17 protein-coding genes are annotated in these 16321 nt (G+C 72.2%); 8 read left to right on the forward strand and 9 right to left on the reverse strand.

The annotated features are described in order from the left end of the window. The first annotated feature begins 105 nt into the window (after nt 1-105). Together DER29_RS21930 and DER29_RS21935 are read left to right on the forward strand one after the other, a co-directional pair. Nucleotides 106-1602 carry an aldehyde dehydrogenase family protein gene (locus DER29_RS21930; RefSeq protein ID WP_121399573.1) on the forward strand — a complete coding sequence of 499 codons (1497 nt, stop codon included), beginning with the start codon at nt 106-108 and terminating at the stop codon, nt 1600-1602. 68 nt (nt 1603-1670) lie between these two features. Next, complete coding sequence (locus tag DER29_RS21935) at nt 1671-2336, forward strand: methyltransferase domain-containing protein (RefSeq protein ID WP_121399574.1); 666 nt, start codon at nt 1671-1673, stop codon at nt 2334-2336. A 204-nt stretch (nt 2337-2540) separates the two neighbouring features. Here DER29_RS21935 and nucS read toward each other — a convergent pair whose 3' ends face one another. Further along, nucleotides 2541-3200, reverse strand: coding sequence for an endonuclease NucS (gene nucS, locus DER29_RS21940; RefSeq protein ID WP_121399575.1), 660 nt, complete (start codon nt 3198-3200; stop codon nt 2541-2543). A 71-nt stretch (nt 3201-3271) separates the two neighbouring features. Here nucS and DER29_RS21945 point away from each other — a divergent pair, with 71 nt between their 5' ends. Continuing rightward, nucleotides 3272-3889 (forward strand): DUF4126 domain-containing protein, encoded by a 618-nt coding sequence (locus tag DER29_RS21945; RefSeq protein WP_121399576.1) that lies wholly within the window; start codon nt 3272-3274, stop codon nt 3887-3889. 70 nt (nt 3890-3959) lie between these two features. Here the strand turns inward: DER29_RS21945 and DER29_RS21950 are convergent, their stop codons facing one another. After that, nucleotides 3960-4553, reverse strand: a complete 594-nt coding sequence (locus DER29_RS21950; protein WP_121399577.1) for a hypothetical protein — start codon at nt 4551-4553, stop codon at nt 3960-3962. 944 nt (nt 4554-5497) lie between these two features. On the opposite strand from DER29_RS21950, the gene DER29_RS21960 reads away from it, so the two are divergent. Together DER29_RS21960 and DER29_RS21965 are read left to right on the forward strand one after the other, a co-directional pair. Then, nucleotides 5498-6427, forward strand: a complete 930-nt coding sequence (locus DER29_RS21960) for a polysaccharide deacetylase family protein (protein ID WP_233600101.1) — start codon at nt 5498-5500, stop codon at nt 6425-6427. Between the two features lie 61 nt (nt 6428-6488). After that, nucleotides 6489-6791, forward strand: a complete 303-nt coding sequence (locus DER29_RS21965; RefSeq protein WP_121399579.1) for a DUF1540 domain-containing protein — start codon at nt 6489-6491, stop codon at nt 6789-6791. Between the two features lie 90 nt (nt 6792-6881). Here DER29_RS21965 and DER29_RS21970 read toward each other — a convergent pair whose 3' ends face one another. Continuing rightward, on the reverse strand, nt 6882-8888 hold the full coding sequence (locus DER29_RS21970; RefSeq protein ID WP_121399580.1) for a protein meaA: 2007 nt from the start codon (nt 8886-8888) through the stop codon (nt 6882-6884). 150 nt (nt 8889-9038) lie between these two features. On the opposite strand from DER29_RS21970, the gene DER29_RS21975 reads away from it, so the two are divergent. Together DER29_RS21975 and DER29_RS21980 are read left to right on the forward strand one after the other, a co-directional pair. Beyond that, a complete protein-coding gene (locus DER29_RS21975; protein ID WP_121399581.1) occupies nt 9039-9887 on the forward strand; it encodes an ABC transporter ATP-binding protein in 849 nt (282 codons plus the stop codon). Continuing rightward, nucleotides 9884-10729 carry an ABC transporter permease gene (locus DER29_RS21980; RefSeq protein WP_121399582.1) on the forward strand — a complete coding sequence of 282 codons (846 nt, stop codon included), beginning with the start codon at nt 9884-9886 and terminating at the stop codon, nt 10727-10729. Before DER29_RS21975 ends, DER29_RS21980 begins: the two co-directional genes overlap by 4 nt. 43 nt (nt 10730-10772) lie before the next feature. Here the strand turns inward: DER29_RS21980 and DER29_RS21985 are convergent, their stop codons facing one another. The 3 genes from DER29_RS21985 to murA all read right to left on the reverse strand — a co-directional run bounded on the left by DER29_RS21985 (nt 10773) and on the right by murA (nt 13454). After that, complete coding sequence (locus tag DER29_RS21985; protein ID WP_199729499.1) at nt 10773-10913, reverse strand: hypothetical protein; 141 nt, start codon at nt 10911-10913, stop codon at nt 10773-10775. Between the two features lie 106 nt (nt 10914-11019). Further along, nucleotides 11020-11868, reverse strand: coding sequence for a 3-hydroxyacyl-CoA dehydrogenase family protein (locus DER29_RS21990; protein WP_121399583.1), 849 nt, complete (start codon nt 11866-11868; stop codon nt 11020-11022). A gap of 143 nt (nt 11869-12011) precedes the next feature. Continuing rightward, nucleotides 12012-13454: a UDP-N-acetylglucosamine 1-carboxyvinyltransferase gene (gene murA / locus DER29_RS21995; RefSeq protein WP_121399584.1), complete on the reverse strand. Its 1443-nt coding sequence runs from the start codon at nt 13452-13454 to the stop codon at nt 12012-12014. Between murA and DER29_RS22000 the strand changes: the two genes are divergently transcribed. After that, entirely contained in the window at nt 13453-14025 is a 573-nt protein-coding gene (locus DER29_RS22000) for a cob(I)yrinic acid a,c-diamide adenosyltransferase (RefSeq protein ID WP_121399585.1), read from the forward strand. The two genes, murA and DER29_RS22000, sit on opposite strands and share 2 nt — an antisense overlap. 188 nt (nt 14026-14213) lie before the next feature. Here the strand turns inward: DER29_RS22000 and DER29_RS22005 are convergent, their stop codons facing one another. From DER29_RS22005 to DER29_RS22015, 3 genes are all read right to left on the reverse strand, one after another. Then, a complete protein-coding gene (locus tag DER29_RS22005; protein WP_121399586.1) occupies nt 14214-14669 on the reverse strand; it encodes a DUF2550 domain-containing protein in 456 nt (151 codons plus the stop codon). 12 nt (nt 14670-14681) lie between these two features. After that, nucleotides 14682-14966: a F0F1 ATP synthase subunit epsilon gene (locus tag DER29_RS22010; protein ID WP_121399587.1), complete on the reverse strand. Its 285-nt coding sequence runs from the start codon at nt 14964-14966 to the stop codon at nt 14682-14684. Nucleotides 14967-15055: 89 nt separating this feature from the next. After that, nucleotides 15056-16198, reverse strand: a complete 1143-nt coding sequence (locus DER29_RS22015; protein WP_121399588.1) for an LCP family protein — start codon at nt 16196-16198, stop codon at nt 15056-15058. Between the last annotated feature and the right edge of the window lie 123 nt (nt 16199-16321).

Below are 16321 nucleotides of genomic sequence, written 5' to 3' on the forward strand. Positions count from 1 at the left end.
CCGACCCTCGTCCACCCCGTCCCACCGTCACCCGGGCGGTCCGGCGGGCGGGACCGGGCCATCGCGGCCCTACCGGCGAGTAATTCTCGGGTCTAGACTTCCGCCATGACGGCTGTGCGTGTCCCGGGTACCCCGGTCATCGAGGACGGTCGGCTGGTGTCGACGAGCCCGGCGACCGGCGCGGAGGCCGGACGCCTGCCGGTCGCCACCGCGGAGGACGTGGGGCGGGCCGTCGACCGGGCCCGAGCGGCCGGACAGTGGTGGGCCGGGCTCGGCTTCGGCGGGCGCAGAGAGCGGCTGCTGCGCTGGCGCAGCCTCCTCGCCCGACGGATCGAGGAGATCGCCGAGCTGGTGCACGTCGAGGGCGGCAAGCCGGTCGCCGACGCCGTCGTCGAACTCGTCACCGCCGTCGAGCACGTCGACTGGGCGGCCCGCAACGCCGGCCGGGTGCTGGGCCCCCGCCGGGTCCGCTCGCGGCTCGTCCTGGCCGAGTTCTCCGCCCACCTCGAATACCAGCCGTACGGCGTCGTCGGCGTGATCGGCCCGTGGAACTACCCCGTCTTCACCCCGATCGGCTCCGCCGCGTACGCGCTGGCGGCGGGGAACGCGGTGGTGCTGAAGCCCAGCGAGTACACCCCCGTGGTCGGGCAGTGGCTGGTCGACACGTTCGCCGAGGTGGTGCCGGAGCAGCCGGTGTTCACCGCGGTGCACGGGCTCGGCGACGTCGGGGCGGCGCTCTGCCGCTCCGGAGTGGACAAGGTGGCCTTCACCGGCTCGTCCGCCACCGCGCGGAAGGTGATGGCGGCCTGCGCCGAGTCGCTGACGCCGGTGCTGCTGGAGGCGGGCGGCAAGGACGCGATGATCGTCGACGCCGACGCCGACCTGGACGCCGCCGCCGAGGCGTGCGTCTGGGGCGCGCTGACCAACGCCGGCCAGACCTGCATCGGCATCGAACGGGTCTACGCGGTCGAGCCGGTCTTCGACGCCTTCGTCGGCAAGGTCGTCGAGCGTGCCGGCCGGTTGACCGTCGGCCCGGACGACGCGGACATCGGGCCGATCACCATGCCGAGCCAGGTCGACGTGATCCGCCGGCACATCGACGACGCGCTGGCCCGGGGCGGCCGGGCGGTGCTCGGCGGGGCCGACGCGGTGCAGCCGCCGTACGTACGGCCGACCGTGCTGGTGGACGTCCCGGAGGACTCCGCCGCCGTACGCGAGGAGACGTTCGGGCCGACCCTGACCATCAACCGGGTCCGCGACGCCGACGAGGCCGTCGCCCGGGCCAACGCCCTGTCGTACGGCCTGGGGGGCTCGGTCTTCGGCCGGCGGCGCGCGGTGGCGATCGCCCGGCGGCTGCGCTCGGGCATGGCGTCGGTGAACTCGGCGCTGACCTTCGCCGGGATGTCCACCCTGCCGTTCGGCGGCGTCGGCGACTCCGGCTTCGGGCGCATCCACGGCGAGGACGGGCTGCGCGAGTTCAGCCGCGCCAAGGCCATCACCCGGCGGCGGGCCCGGTCGCTGCTGCCCTCGACGACCTTCGAGCGGACGCCGGCCGACGTCGCCCGGCTCGTGAAGGCCATCAAGGTCATGTACGGCAGGTGACTGTCGGATAACCGATCATGAACGCCCTCGCGTGTGTCCAACGTGGTGGGAGCGGTACATTGCGTTAAATGCGCCCCCATCGATTGCGCTTCCACCTCGTCGACAGTGACCGGTCCTGGAGTGCCCGGCAGCGCCGTCGCCGCGCCGACTGGCTGGCCCGGACCTTCCCCGACCTGGAGAAGATGCACATCATCGACCTGGGTGGCCGGCTCGGCACCTGGACCCGGGCCGACGTGCGGCCGGCACGCGTACACGTGGTCAACCTGGAGCGACCGCCCACGGACGTGCCGGAGTGGGCGGAGGTCGACCGGGCCGACGCCTGCGACCTGCCGGCCCGGATCACCGGGCGCCGCTACGACCTGGTCTTCTCCAACTCCGTGCTGGAGCACGTGGGCGGGCACGAGCGGCGGCTGCGCTTCGCCGACGCCGTGCGCAGTCTCGGCGACCGGCACTGGGTGCAGACGCCCTACCGCTACTTCCCCATCGAGCCGCACTGGATCGCGCCGGGGATGCAGTTCCTTCCCGTGCGGCTGCGGACCGCGTTCGCCCGCCGCTGGCCGCTCGGGCACAAGCCGACCCGCAGCCACGAGGCCGCCCTGCACCAGGTGCTCTGGACGGAACTGCTGGACCGCTCGCAGATGCGGCACTACTTCCCCGACTCGCGGATCCTCGTCGAGCGGGTGGCCGGCCTGCCCAAGTCGCTGATCGCCGTCCGCGCGGACGGCCAGCCTTAGCCGCCCCGCTGACCTGCGGCGGCCCCGGCCGCCGGCGACGGGCCTTGCTTCCGGCGGCGGGCGGCCGGGCGGCAGGCACTCGGGCCCGCGCGCCCGGCAACGGCCGCAGCATCCCACGGTGCCGGAGCGCCGACCGACCGGCCCGTCAACGCTGGGCGGGAGCCGGTCGCCAGGCGGGCGCCGGAGCGCCGGGCCGGCGGCCCGTCAGAAGAGGGTGAGCTCGTCGCGCTCGATGCCGCGCAGCTTGTCGTAGTTCACGACCACGCAGCGGATGCCCCGGTCCGTGGCGAGCACCCGGGCCTGCGGCTTGATCTCCTGCGCGGCGAAGACCCCGGCGACCGGGGCGAGCAGCGGGTCGCGGTTGAGCAGTTCGAGGTACCGGGTCAGCTGCTCCACGCCGTCGATCTCGCCCCGCCGCTTCACCTCGACGGCGACGGTGCCGGACGCGGCGTCCCGGCAGAGCAGGTCGACCGGACCGATCGCCGTCATGTACTCCCGGCGGATCAGTGTGAACCCCTCACCGAGGGTCTCGGGGTTGGCCGCCAGCAACTCCTGGAGGTGCGCCTCCACACCGTCCTTGCGCAGGCCCGGATCGACGCCCAGCTCGTACGAGGTGTCCTGGAAGATCTCCTCCAGGGTGATCCGCAGTTCCTCGCCCGCCTTGTTGACGACCCGCCAGACGCCGGGGGCCTCCTCCAACCGGCAGGGCGGGCTCATCCAGTTCAACGGCTTGTACGCACGGTCGTCGGCGTGGATCGACACCGACCCGTCCGCCTTCACCATGAGCAACCGGGTGGCCGGCGGCAGGTGGGCCGAGAGCCGTCCGACGTAGTCCACAGAGCACTTCGCAATGACCAACCGCACCCGACGAGGGTAGCCGAGACCCCGGCCCGCGCCACCGAGCGGCACTGGCGCGCCGGTGCGATGCTGAGACGGTGCTCGAAGTTCTCACCGGTACCGGTCTCGCCGCCTCGGCGGGGCTGAACGCGTACGTCCCCCTGCTCACCATGGGCCTGCTGGCCCGCTACACCAGCCTGATCGACCTGCCCGGCGGGTGGCAGTGGCTGGGCAACGGCTGGGTGATCGCGATCCTGGCGGTGCTGCTGGTCGTCGAGGTCGTCGCCGACAAGGTCCCGGTGGTCGACCACGTCAACGACGTCGTGCAGACCGTGGTCCGGCCGACCGCCGGCGGCCTGGCGTTCGGCGCGGGATCGTCGTCGGAGACGGTGACGGTGAGCGACCCGGGCAGCTTCTTCTCGTCCAACCAGTGGGTCCCCGTGGTGACCGGGGTGGTGATCGCCCTCGGCGTGCATCTGCTGAAGTCCGCCGCCCGACCGGTCATCAACGCGACCACGGCCGGCGTCGGCGCACCCGTGGCCAGCACCGCCGAGGACGCCACCAGCGTGGCCATGTCGGTGGTGGCGATCATCCTGCCGGTGCTGGTGCTGGCGTTCCTGCTCGGGTTTGTCGTCTTCGTCTTCTGGTTCATCCGACGCCGCTCCGACCGCCGCCGGGAGCGCCAGGCGGCGCGGGCCGCCGGCTTCCGCGTCTGACGACTCCGGACATGCGGCTGGCCGGCACCCCGGGGTGGGGTGCCGGCCAGCGGCGTTTCGTTCACTGTTGTCAGCTGTTCCAGTGCTCGGCGACGAGGTCGGCGGCCTGCTGCTCCCACTGGGCGTAGTGGTCGGGGTACGCCGACACCTGCACCGTCTGCGCCGCCTTGGTCAGGGGCATGTCCTGCCACCCGTCGACCTGCTTGAGGCCCTTGAGGAACGCCGTGGTCGAGTACTCGGGGTCGGTGATCTGCTCGACCGTGCCCCACCCGCTGGAGGGGCGCTGCTGGAACAGGCCCTGCGAGTCGTGGTCGTTGCGGTCACCCAGGTGTCCCAGGTTCTCCAGCTTCGACTCCTGCAGCGCGGTCGCGATCGAGACCACGGCGGCGCGCTCGTTCATGCCGGCCTTCTTCGTCGCGGCGATGATGGCCTTGACGTTGGCGACCTGCTCGTCGGACAGGTCGATACGCGACTGCGCACCCTGCACACCATGCGGCACCAGCGTGCCCATGTCCGGCTTGTCCGCCGCCACCGCCACGGCGGTGATCGGAGCCGCCGACTGCACCGACGTTGCCGCCTGGGCAGTCGCGGGACCGGCGAACACGCCACCGGCAAACGCCAGACCCGCAACACCAAGAACGCTCTTACGCAGAATCGTGTTCATCGAAGATGCTCCATTCGGGGGTTGGCACCCACACCGAGGGGGATCGGCTACGCGGATGCAAGCACCGTCCGGCGCCCATGAACTCAAAGGGAATCTCCAGCAGGACTGGAGGGGATCTCCGGCGAATCAGGCGAAGGAAAGATCAGATCCCGGCCGGCTGTCCGAGCCGTAGAGGCCGGCACCGGGGCTGTCTCGCGGGGGCGGGGGTTGCCCTCACGTCGGCCGGACCATGTGTAACGACCGCCGGCCCGCCATCATTCCGGGCCCCACCACACCATCCCATCGGGCGGCGCGGCCTTGCCTTGCTCGGTCGTACGCAGGGTGTAACGACCCCACCCCCGCCACGATTCCGCCCCCACGATGCCCCCGATCACCCCCCGAAACCGGACACGCGCCTCATTACACGCGCCCAAGGCGATCAACCACCGACACCCCACCGAACAACAACCCCGAAACGGGACAATCAGCGCCGGGACCGCCCGCCCATCCGAGATCTTGGTAGGAAACGGCCCCTCAAAGGGCCCCTACCTACCAAGATCTCCCGAGCACCCCGAGCACCCCGAGCACCCGGGCGGGCGTCGATCATGCAGTTGTGGCGCCCCACATAAGGCGCAATCCAGGGCACGACGCCCACCACAACTCCATGATCGACCCGGCGACGGCGGGCACGTCGAGCCACGCTCGTCAAGCCGCGCCGCAGGTCCCGCAGCGGGCGGGCACGAGAGTGGGCACCGACGGGGTGTGGCCCGCCGTGCCCGGCGCAGGGATCAAGCCTGACCGCCCGGAGCCGGGCACGGCGGGCCATACCCCCACCACGACGCACCGCACCCGCCCCACGGCGGCGCCACACCCCACCCCACGGCCACCCACACCCCCACCACGACGCACCGCACCCACCCCACGGCGGGCACACAGGAACCCCCGGGCGCTGACATCATCTCCCCGTGCACGTGAAGATCCCCCGCGTTCCGCTCGTCGCGACCCTCGCCGCCGTGGTCGCCGCCGCGGCCCTCCTCGCCGCCCCGGCGCCGGTGCGCAGGCCGGCCAGCGCCGGCATCGTCCGCATCGCGGCAGGGGGCCGAGCCCCGCAGACCTCGCCCGCCCCGCAGCCAACGGCTACGGACCCCACCGCCCCGCAGCCGACGACCACGGACCCCACCACGCCCGCGGCGACGGTCCCCGGCGCGACCCCGGTCGGGATCAGGCCGCCCGTCGTCGACCACGGGCCGCGTACGGGGAACAAGGTGGCGCTCACCTTCGACGCCGACATGACGGACGCGATGCGGTACCAACTGCGCAGCGGCGCGGTGCGGTCGTACGCGAACCTGAAGATCATCGACCTGCTGGAACGGGAGCGGGTGCCGGCCACCTTCTTCCTCACCGGCAAGTGGGTCGAGCAGTACCCGGACGTGACCCGCCGGCTCGCCGCGAACCCGCGCTTCGAGCTGGCCAACCACACGTACGGGCACCTGGCCTTCACCCCGGACTGCTACGGCCTGCCCCGCATCGCGGAGCGGGAGATGACCGCCGACGTCGCCCGGACGTTCGACGTGGTGGCCGCGTACGGGGGGCGGCAGACCCGGTACTTCCGCTTCCCCGGGCTGTGCCACGACCGTAAAGCGCTGGCCGCGCTGGCCCCGCTGGGGGTGACCGTGGTGGACGGCGACGTGGTCAGCGGCGACCCGTTCGCGAAGTCCTGGCGGCCGGTGGTGCGCGCCTCGCTGGACGGGGTGCGTCCCGGCTCGGTGATCGTCCTGCACGTGACGGAGGCGAACGCGCCGATGACGGACGAGGCTCTGCCGCACATCCTGGCCGGGCTGGCGGAGCGCGGTCTTGAGCCGGCCCCGCTCTCGGAGGTTCTCGGAGTGGACTGAACCAGGCTCGGCAAAACCCGCAAAAGCCTAAAATCGGGGCACGACTCTATAGGAGGTCACCATGACCGCAGCAGTGGAGATGCCCCGCGTCCAGGAATGTGTCGTGGCGGCGTGCTCGTACAACCACACCAACGACTGCCACGCCTTCGCCATCACCATCGGCAGCCCCGACCACGCGCACTGCCACACCTTCGTGGAGATGCCGGCGGTCCGTGGCGGGGTGGACGGCGGCATGACCGCGCAGGTCGGTGCCTGTCAGCGCGCGGACTGCCAGCACAACGAGCAGTTGGAGTGCCACGCGCCGTCGATCAGGGTCGGCCCCGACAACGACATGGCCGACTGCATGACCTACGTCAGCCGCTGACCGCGCCCGGGGCGCGCGTACCCCGGGCGAGGCCGCACCGCTCGACGGACAGGGCCCCTGGCGACGCACGTCCTCGCCGGGGGCCTTCCTTCAGCGCAGGCCGTTGGCCTCCCGCACCACGGTGACCAGTTCGTCGATGATCCCGGTCAGGGCGAAGTCCTTCGGCGTGAAGACCCGGGCCACCCCGGCGGCGCGGAGCTGCTCCGCGTCGCCGGCGGGGATGATCCCGCCGACCACCACCGGCAGGTCCGGCCGGCCGGCGGCGCGCAGACCGTCCAGCACCGCCGGCACCGCCGCCAGGTGCGAGCCGGAGAGCACCGAGAGGCCGACCAGGTCCACGTCCTCCTCCACGGCGGCGGCGACGATCTGCCCGGCGGTCAGCCGGATGCCCTGGTAGACCACCTCGAAGCCGGCGTCGCGGGCGCGTACCGCGATCTGCTCCGCGCCGTTGGAGTGCCCGTCGAGGCCGGGCTTGCCGACGAGCAGCCGCAGCCGGCCGCTGCCCAGCTCGCGGGCCGTGGCGGCGACGCGCACCCGGACGGCGGCCAGGGTGGCGTCGCCGCCGGCCCCGGCGGCGCCGGTCAGGCCGGTGGGCGCCCGGTACTCGCCGAAGACCCGGCGCAGCGCGCCGGCCCACTCACCGGTGGTCACCCCGGCCCGCACGCACTCCAGCGTCGCCGGCATCAGGTTCGTCGTGGTCGCGGCGTCCGCGCGCAGCCGGGCCAGCGCCGCGTCCACCGCCGCGTCGTCCCGACCGGCCCGCCACCGGCGTACGGAGGCCGTGGCCGCCGCCTCGACGGCCGGGTCGACCTGCTCGACCGACTCGGCGCCGGCGGCGGTCAGCGGCGACGGCTCGGTCTCGGTGAACCGGTTGACGCCGACCACCACGTCGGCGCCGGACTCCATCCGGCGGCGGCGCTCGGCCAGCGAGGCGACCAGCGCGCTCTTGAGGTAGCCGGTCTCGACGGCCGCGACGACGCCGCCCATCTCCAGCACCTTCTCCAGCTCGACCCGGGCCCCGGTGACGATCTCCTCGACCAGCGCGGTCATCACGTGCGAGCCGGCGAAGAGGTCCGGGTACTCCAGCAGGTCCGACTCGTACGCGAGCACCTGCTGCATCCGCAGCGACCACTGCTGGTCCCACGGCCGGGGCAGCCCGAGCGCCTCGTTCCAGGCGGGCAGTTGGACGGCGCGGGCCCGGGCGTCCCGGGAGAGGGTCACGCCGAGCATCTCCAGCACGATGCGCTGGATGTTGTTCTCCGGCTGCGCCTCGGTCAGGCCCAGCGAGTTGACCTGCACGCCGTAGCGGAACCGCCGCTGCTTCGGGTTCTGCACCCCGTAGCGCTCGCGGGTGATCTCGTCCCAGAGCGCCCCGAAGGCGCGCATCTTGGCGATCTCCTCGACGAAGCGCACCCCGGCGTTGACGAAGAAGGAGATCCGCTGCACGACGTCGCCCATCCGCTCGGCGGGCACCTGCCCCGAGTCGCGGACCGCGTCGAGCACCGCGACGGCGGTGGAGAGCGCGAAGCCGACCTCCTGCACCGGCGTCGCGCCGGCCTCCTGGAGGTGGTACGAGCAGATGTTCACCGGGTTCCAGCGCGGCATCTCGCGCAGCGCGTACGCGACGACGTCGGCGGTCAGCCGCAGCGACGCCGCCGGCGGGAAGATGTGGGTGCCCCGGGAGAGGTACTCCTTGATGATGTCGTTCTGCGTGGTGCCGGCGCAGCGGGACAGCTCCGCGCCCTGCTCCTCGCCGACGGTGCCGTAGAGGGCGAGCAGCCACATCGCCGGCGCGTTGATGGTCATGGACGTGTTCATGTCGGCCAGCGGGATGCCGTCGAAGAGGGCCCGCATGTCGCCGAGGTGCGCCACCGGTACGCCCACCCGGCCCACCTCGCCGGCGGCGAGTTCGTGGTCGGGGTCGTAGCCGGTCTGCGTCGGCAGGTCGAAGGCGACCGACAGCCCGGTCTGCCCCTTCGCCAGGTTGCGGCGGAAGAGCGCGTTGGTCGCCGCGGCCGAGCTGTGCCCGGCGTAGGTGCGCATCACCCAGGGGCGGTCGCGCTCGGGCAGCCGGCCGGGGAGAGCCTTCTCGTCCATGGCGGGAGTCTAAGTTACCGTTCAGTCACCAGAGCTGTGGAAAACCACACAGCTCCATGGAGCGGAAACCCGGGTGCGAAGCGCCCGACATGGGCGCGACCACCACACCCCGGCCGGCCCGCCGCGGTGGCCAGGTCGCACACTTGACACATGCATGACGAGCTGGCGATCTCCGTGCGGGGGCTGCGCAAGGCGTACGGGGACAACGTCGCCGTGGCGGGCGTGGATCTCGACGTCCACCGCGGCGAGGTCTTCGCCCTCCTCGGCCCCAACGGCGCCGGCAAGACGACCACCGTGGAGATCCTGGAGGGCTACCGGCGGCGCGACGCCGGCGATGTCGACGTCCTCGGCAGCGACCCGGCGCGTCCGGCCCCGGACTGGCGGTCGCGGGTGGGCATCGTGCTCCAGGGCACCGGCGAGTTCGACGAGCTGACGGTCGCCGAGGTGGTGCGCCACTTCGCCGGCTTCTACGCCGACGCCGACGACCCTGACAAGGTCGTCGAGCGGGTGGGGCTGGCCGGCAAGGCGAAGGCGCGTACGCACACCCTCTCCGGCGGGCAGAAGCGCCGGCTCGACGTGGCGCTCGGCATCGTCGGCCGCCCCGAGCTGCTCTTCCTCGACGAGCCGACCACCGGTTTCGACCCGGAGGCGCGCCGGGAGTTCTGGGACCTGATCCGTGACCTGGCCGCCGCCGGCACCACCATCGTGCTCACCACCCACTACCTCGACGAGGCCGAGGCCCTCGCCGACCGGGTCGGCGTGATCGCGGGCGGCCGGGTGGTCGAGGTGGCCACCCCCGACCAGCTGGGCAACCGGCGGGAGGCGCTGGCGACGGTCTCCTGGCGTACGCCGGAGGGGGCGCGGGAGACGGCGGAGAGCGCGACGCCGACGGCGCTGGTGGCGGAGCTGGCCGCGCGCTTCGGCGGCGAGGTCCCGGGCCTGACGGTGACCCGGCCGACCCTGGAGGACATCTACCTGCGGATGATCGGACACCGATGACCACCACGACGAAGCCGGCCGCGCCGGCCACCACGGCACCGGCCCGGCGGCCCGGTCCGGTCGCCCTCAGCCTGCGGCAGAGCCGGCTGGAGATCACCCAGTTCCTGCGCAGCCGGGAGTCCGTCGTCTTCACGATGGGCTTCCCGGTCATCATGATCCTGATCTTCGCGGCGATCTTCGACGACGAGATCGCCCCCGGGGTCAGCTACACCCAGTACTTCATCACCGGCATGATCGCCACGGGCCTGATGACGGTGAGCTTCCAGAACCTGGGCATCTGGATCCCGATCGAGCGGGACCGGGGGGTGCTCAAGCGCTACCGGGGCACGCCGATGCCGAAGTGGGTCTGGTTCGCCGGCAAGGTGATCATGGTGGTGGCGATCGGCATCGCCGAGACGGTGCTGCTGCTCGCGGTCTCGGTGGCGCTGTTCGACCTGAAGCTGCCCGGCACCGCCGCGAAGTGGCTGACCTTCGGCTGGGTGTCGGTGCTCGGCGTCACCGCCTGCACGCTCTGCGGCATCGCCATCTCGTCGCTGGCCCGCACCGCCCGCAGCGGCTCGGCGGTGGTCACCCCGGTCGCGCTGGTGCTCCAGTTCATCTCCGGCGTGTTCTTCGTCTTCACCGAGCTGCCGGCCTGGATGCAGCAGGTGGCGGCGCTCTTCCCGCTGAAGTGGATGTGCCAGGGCCTGCGCTCGGTCTTCCTGCCGGAGGCCTTCGGCGCCCGCGAGCCCGGCGGCTCGTTCGAGCTGGACCGGGTCGCCCTGGTCCTCGTCGCGTGGTGCGTGATCGGCCTGGTGCTCTGCCTGACCACGTTCCGCTGGACGACCAAGCGCGACGGCTGACCCGGACGGGCGGCCCGCACCGCCGGCGGCCGGGCGACCCCGCTCACCCGCCGGCGGTGAGCGCGTCGCCGAGCGGCGTACGCCAGTAGAGCACCTCGCGCCCGGACCGCCGCTTGCCGACGGCGCCCGCGTCCAGCAGCACCCGCAGGTGGCCGCCCACCGTGCCGAGGGACAGCCCGGTCACCACCCCGAGCTGCGAGGTGCTCAGCGGCGGGCTGCGGCGGACCGCCCCCGCGCCGGTGGAGGCGGTCCGCTGAGCGGCCGGGGGACGTCGCGCCCCCGGCTGCCCGTCAGTACGTGTAGAAGCCCTTGCCGCTCTTGCGGCCGAGGTCGCCCGCGGTGACCATGCGCTGGAGCAGCTCCGGCGGGAAGAACTTCTCGTCCGCCGTGTCGGTGTAGATGTTCTTCGAGGCGTGCAGCAGCACGTCCACACCGGTCAGGTCCGTGGTGGCCAGCGGGCCCATGGCGTGGCCGAAGCCGAGCCGGCAGGCGGTGTCCAGGTCCTCGGCCGACACCACGCCCGACTCGACGAGCTTGACCGCCTCGACGACCAGGGCCGCGATCAGCCGGGTGGTGACGAAGCCCGCGATGTCCCGGTTGACCACCACGACGGTCTTGCCGATCTCCTCGGCGAACGACTTCGCCGTGGCCAGGGTCTCGTCGCTGGTCTTGTAGCCGCGCACCAGCTCACAGAGCTTCATCATCGGCACCGGCGAGAAGAAGTGGGTGCCGACGACCGCCTCCGGGCGCTCGGTCACCGCGGCGATCTGCGTCACCGGGATGGCCGAGGTGTTGGTCGCGAGCACCGCGTCGGCCTTGCAGATCTTGTCCAGCGCGCGGAACACCTCGTGCTTGATCTCCAGCCGCTCGAAGACCGCCTCGACCACGATGTCCGCGTCGGCCGCCGCCTCCAGGTCGGTGGTCGGGGTGATCCGACCCAGCGCCGCCTCGACCTCGGACGCCTCGATCCTGCCCTTCTCGGCGAACTTGGTCAGCGACTTCCGGATGCCGTCCATGCCCCGCCCGGTGGCCGCGTCGTCCAGGTCCCGCAGCGTCACCTGCCAGCCCGCCTGCGCCGCCACCTGGGCGATGCCCGAGCCCATCAGCCCGGCCCCGACGACCGCGAGTCGACCCGCCATCTGCTTCTCCCTCGCCTGATTGAGTGTCTGCCAGCACCCTAGTCGGCGAGCCTGAACGGATGCTAAGGCGTGTGGCCGAAGGTGACGGCCCGGGCGGGGTCCTGCGTCCTCGGGAGACGAGGTGTCGGTCGGGCGCGGCGCGCTCAGATGGTGAGGTCCGGCTCCTCCGGTGCGGTGCCCCGCTCCACCTCGACCCCGAGCGCGCGCAGGTCGGCCGCGAAATCCGGGTAGCCCCGGTCCACGTGGTGCACGTGGGAGACCTCGGTGACCCCCTCGGCGCAGAGCCCGGCGATGATCAGCCCGGCTCCGGCCCGGATGTCGGTGGCGCGGACGGGTGCGCCGGAGAGCCGGTCCCGGCCCCGGACCACCGCGTGGTGGCCGTCGGTCTTGATGTCCGCGCCCAGCCGCATCATCTCGTTGGCGAACATGAACCGGCCGTCGAAGATGTTCTCGGTGATCAGGGAGGCCCCGTCGCTGACCGCGGCCAGCCCGATCGCCATCGGCAGCAGGTCGGTGGCGAAGCCCGGGTACGGCAGCGTGACGACGTCCACGGCCTTCGGCCGGTCGTCCATCCGGATCCGGAACGCGTCGCCCCGGGTCTCGACCAGGCCCCCGGCGGAGACCAGCTTGTCGAGCGCGACCTCCAGGAACGCCGGCTCGACCCCGGTCACGGTGACGTCCCCCCGGGTCATCGCCGCGCCGAACGCCCAGGTGCCGGCGACGATCCGGTCCCCCACCGTGGCGTGCCGCACCGGCCGCAGCCCCGGCACCCCCTCGATGTGCAGGGTGGAGGTGCCGGCGCCGGAGATCCGCGCACCCATCTGGTTGAGCAGCGTGCAGATGTCGACGATCTCCGGCTCCCGGGCGGCGTTGTCGATGACGCTCGGCCCCCGGGCCAGCACCGCCGCCATGACCAGGTTCTCGGTCGCCCCGACGCTGGGGAAGTCGAGCACGATCTCCGCGCCGTGCAGCCCGTGCGGCGCCGACGCGATCACGAAGCCGTGCTCCCCGGAGATCTCGGCGCCCATCCGGGTCAACCCGGAGACGTGCATGTCCAGGCCCCGCGAGCCGATGGCGTCGCCGCCCGGGTGGGCCACCCGCACGTGCCCCCGGCGGGCCAGCAGCGGGCCCAGCACGCAGATCGAGGCGCGCAGCCGGCGTACGAGGTCGTAGTCCGCCTCGGCGCCGGGCTGCTCGGGCACGTCGATGACGACCGACCGGGACCGGGCCACCCCGCCGTACGCGACCATCGGGTCGACCGGATCGTCGACGTCGAACCGGACGCCGCAGCCGAGCCGGCGGAGCACCTCGCCCATGATCGCGATGTCGGTGATCCGGGGCACGTTGGTGATGACGCTGCGGCCCGGCGCGAGCAGCGCGGCGGCCATCAACTTCAGCGCCGAGTTCTTGGCGCCCACGACGTGCACCGAGCCGGCCAGGCGCGCGTCGCCGCGCACCCGGATGACGTCGAGGTCATGGACCGCCGGGTCACCGGCGTCGCCGGGCCCCACCCCCGCCGTCCGGACGGCGGTGCCGCCCGGACGCTCCGGGATCGTCAGGTCCGGTATCCGTAGGCTGTGCGTCATGGCCGTCCACCTCACGCGCATCTACACCAAGGCCGGCGATGCCGGCATGACCAGGCTGAGCAACAACGAGCAGGTGCCGAAGACCGATCCGCGCATCTCCGCGTACGCGGACGTCGACGAGTGCAACGCCGCGATCGGCGTGGCGCTCGCCCTGGGGCAGCTCGACGACGAGCTGCGGGCCGTCCTGGCGTCGGTCCAGAACGACATGTTCGACGTGGGCGCCGACCTGGCCACCCCGGTCGAACCCGATCCGAAGTACCCGCCGCTGCGGGTCACCGAGGCGTACGTCGAGCGTCTGGAGGGCTGGTGCGACGAGTACAACGCACGCCTGAGCAAGCTCGACTCCTTCATCCTCCCCGGCGGCACCGCGGGTGCGGCGCTGCTGCACGTGGCGCGGACGGTCGCCCGACGCGCCGAGCGGGCGGCGTGGGTCCTGGTCGCGCACGACCCCGAGCGGACCAGCTCGCTCCCGGCAAAGTATCTCAACCGGCTTTCCGATCTGCTCTTTATCCTGTCAAGAACGGCAAATCCGGACGGAGATGTGCTATGGGTGCCGGGCGGTAACCGCTGACCACGCGGCCCGCGTGCCCACCGGCGACCCCGGTGGGCACGCCGCACCACGTCGAGGTCTGGGTGCCCGATCTGAGCGCCGCTACACGCGGCTGGGGCTGACCGCCGGACAGCCGGCGTCACGAGGTCGAACTCGTGGCCGCGGAGGACCGAGAGGGTTCCCTGGAAACACCCGCCGCGAGGCGCGAGTCAGGCGGCGGGCCAGTCCTGGGAGGCCAGACGCGGCGAGACCGCCCCCGGAGGGGCGGCCTCGAGCCAGGAGAGGAATCCGGTGACGGTGGACCGGGCCATGGCGATCTCCACCGGGGCGTGGTCACTCGTACAGCGGAGGATGACCCAGTCGGCGGGCATCGAGAGGCGCTCCTGCCCCTCGGGCAGCCGCCGCCGCTCGACGGCCAGCTCCTTGCGGGAGAGCACCCGGGTGGGTCGGATGGCGAAGCTGAACAGCCGGTACCAGCGGAGTTCGTCGCCGACGAAGCGGCCGAAGCCGGGAGACCAGCCTCGGCCGTCGAGCATCGTGGAGGTCCGGACGCCGAGCCGGATGATGCCACCGCTACGGGTGACGACGGCCCGCCGGGCGAAGAGGATCAGGAGTGCGCCGAGGATGACGGCGACGCCGATTCCGATCCCTTCGACGATCTCCATCGGCGTTTCGGCTCAGCGGCTCTGCGCGGCGGAGACCGGGGTGGCGCTCTCGGCCAGGACGGTGACGCCCTCGCCGGTCACCGACAGGAAGCCACCTGCCACCTCGTAGGAGACCTGCTCGCCGCCGGGAAGCTTGATGCGCACCTGGCCGGGCTCGGCAAGCTGGCCGAGCAGGGGCGCGTGCCCCGCCAGCACACCCAGCTCGCCCTCGGTCGTGCGGGCGACGACCATCTCGGCCTCGCCGGACCAGACCTTCTCCTCGACGGCTACGAGCTCGACGTGAAGCTGCTTTGCCACGCTGTCTCCTTGCTGCGGCGGCGGATTGTCGAAAGTCTAGTCGTGCCGCCGACCCGTCCCCAACGCGGGTGGCGAGACCTGCGCCACGGCTACTTCGCCTTGTTCTGGAAGTCGGGGTGCTCCAGCAGGAACGCGTCGAGCTGCCCCTTCTGCAGGGCGGCGAAGAAGTCGTCCACGGCGGGCTGGAACTTCTCGCCCCGGTAGGCCCCGTTCTCGGTGACCGAGCCGCCCGGCAGCTTGATCATCTGAATCGTCTCCGGACGGATGTTCTTGAGGGCCAGGCCGAAGTCGACCACGCTGTTGCCCCGGCCGCTGAAGATGAGCGACTGCCCGGCCGCCCGCAGCACCCGGTCCAGCTTGACCGGGTTGGTCACCACGTCGGCGCTGAACGCCTGGCCGGCCATGGCCTTGACGAACTGCTGCTGGTGCCGCTGCCGCCCGTAGTCGCCGTCGGGGACGCCGTTCTTCGGGTAGCGCTGGCGGACGTAGTCGAGCGCCTGCCACCCGCTGAGGTGCTGGTTGCCCTTCTTGTAGACCGCCTGCGGGCCGACGTAGCCCTCGCCGTTCGGGTTGCCCTTGCGGTGCTTGCCGTCCGGCTCGCGGTGCTCGGAGCGCACCTCGCGCTCGATGTACATGTCGACGCCGCCCATAGCGTCGACGATCTTCTTGAAGCCGTTGAAGTTGATGATCGCGCCGGCGTCGAAGCGCGTGATGCCGGTGACGTTCTGCACCGTCGTCGCCAGCAGCTCGAAGCCGCGGGCCGCGTCCGGGTTGCCGCCGGGCACCCGGCTGCCGTACGACATCGCCGCGTTGAGCCGGTCGGTGCCGCCCTTGAACTCCGCCCGGCTGAACTCGGGGATCTCCACGATGAGGTCACGCGGCATCGAGAAGAGGTAGGCCCGGTCCATCTCCGCCGGCACGTGCAGCACCATCACCGAGTCGGCCAGCGGCGGCATCTCCGGGTTGCGCGGGTCGATGCCCACCAGCAGGATGTTGAGCGGGCCCTTGATGTCGCTCTTGCGCTCCTTCGCCCCGGCGGCCTGGTCGCCGAAGAGGTCGGCCTTGCCGACGGCCCCCTCGTAACGGGCCATCAGCGCCTCGGCGCCGACCAGCACGGCCCCGCTGAGCAGCATCAGGACGGCACCGAACACGGTGCAGACCCGGGCCCAGCGCGGCACCCCCGACCACCTGGACGGCTTGCCGCCGCCCTTGTCGGCCTTACCCACGATCATCTCCGTTCGTCACGCCCACGATCAGGAGACGGGCGCATGCAGCCGATTCGTTGCGGATCGACGCCCACGTGGTGAGTGGGCGGATCGACGGTACCTCGCGTCCGGCATGATCGCCGACCACGC

The organism is Micromonospora sp. M71_S20 (assembly GCF_003664255.1).
Classification (GTDB): domain Bacteria; phylum Actinomycetota; class Actinomycetes; order Mycobacteriales; family Micromonosporaceae; genus Micromonospora.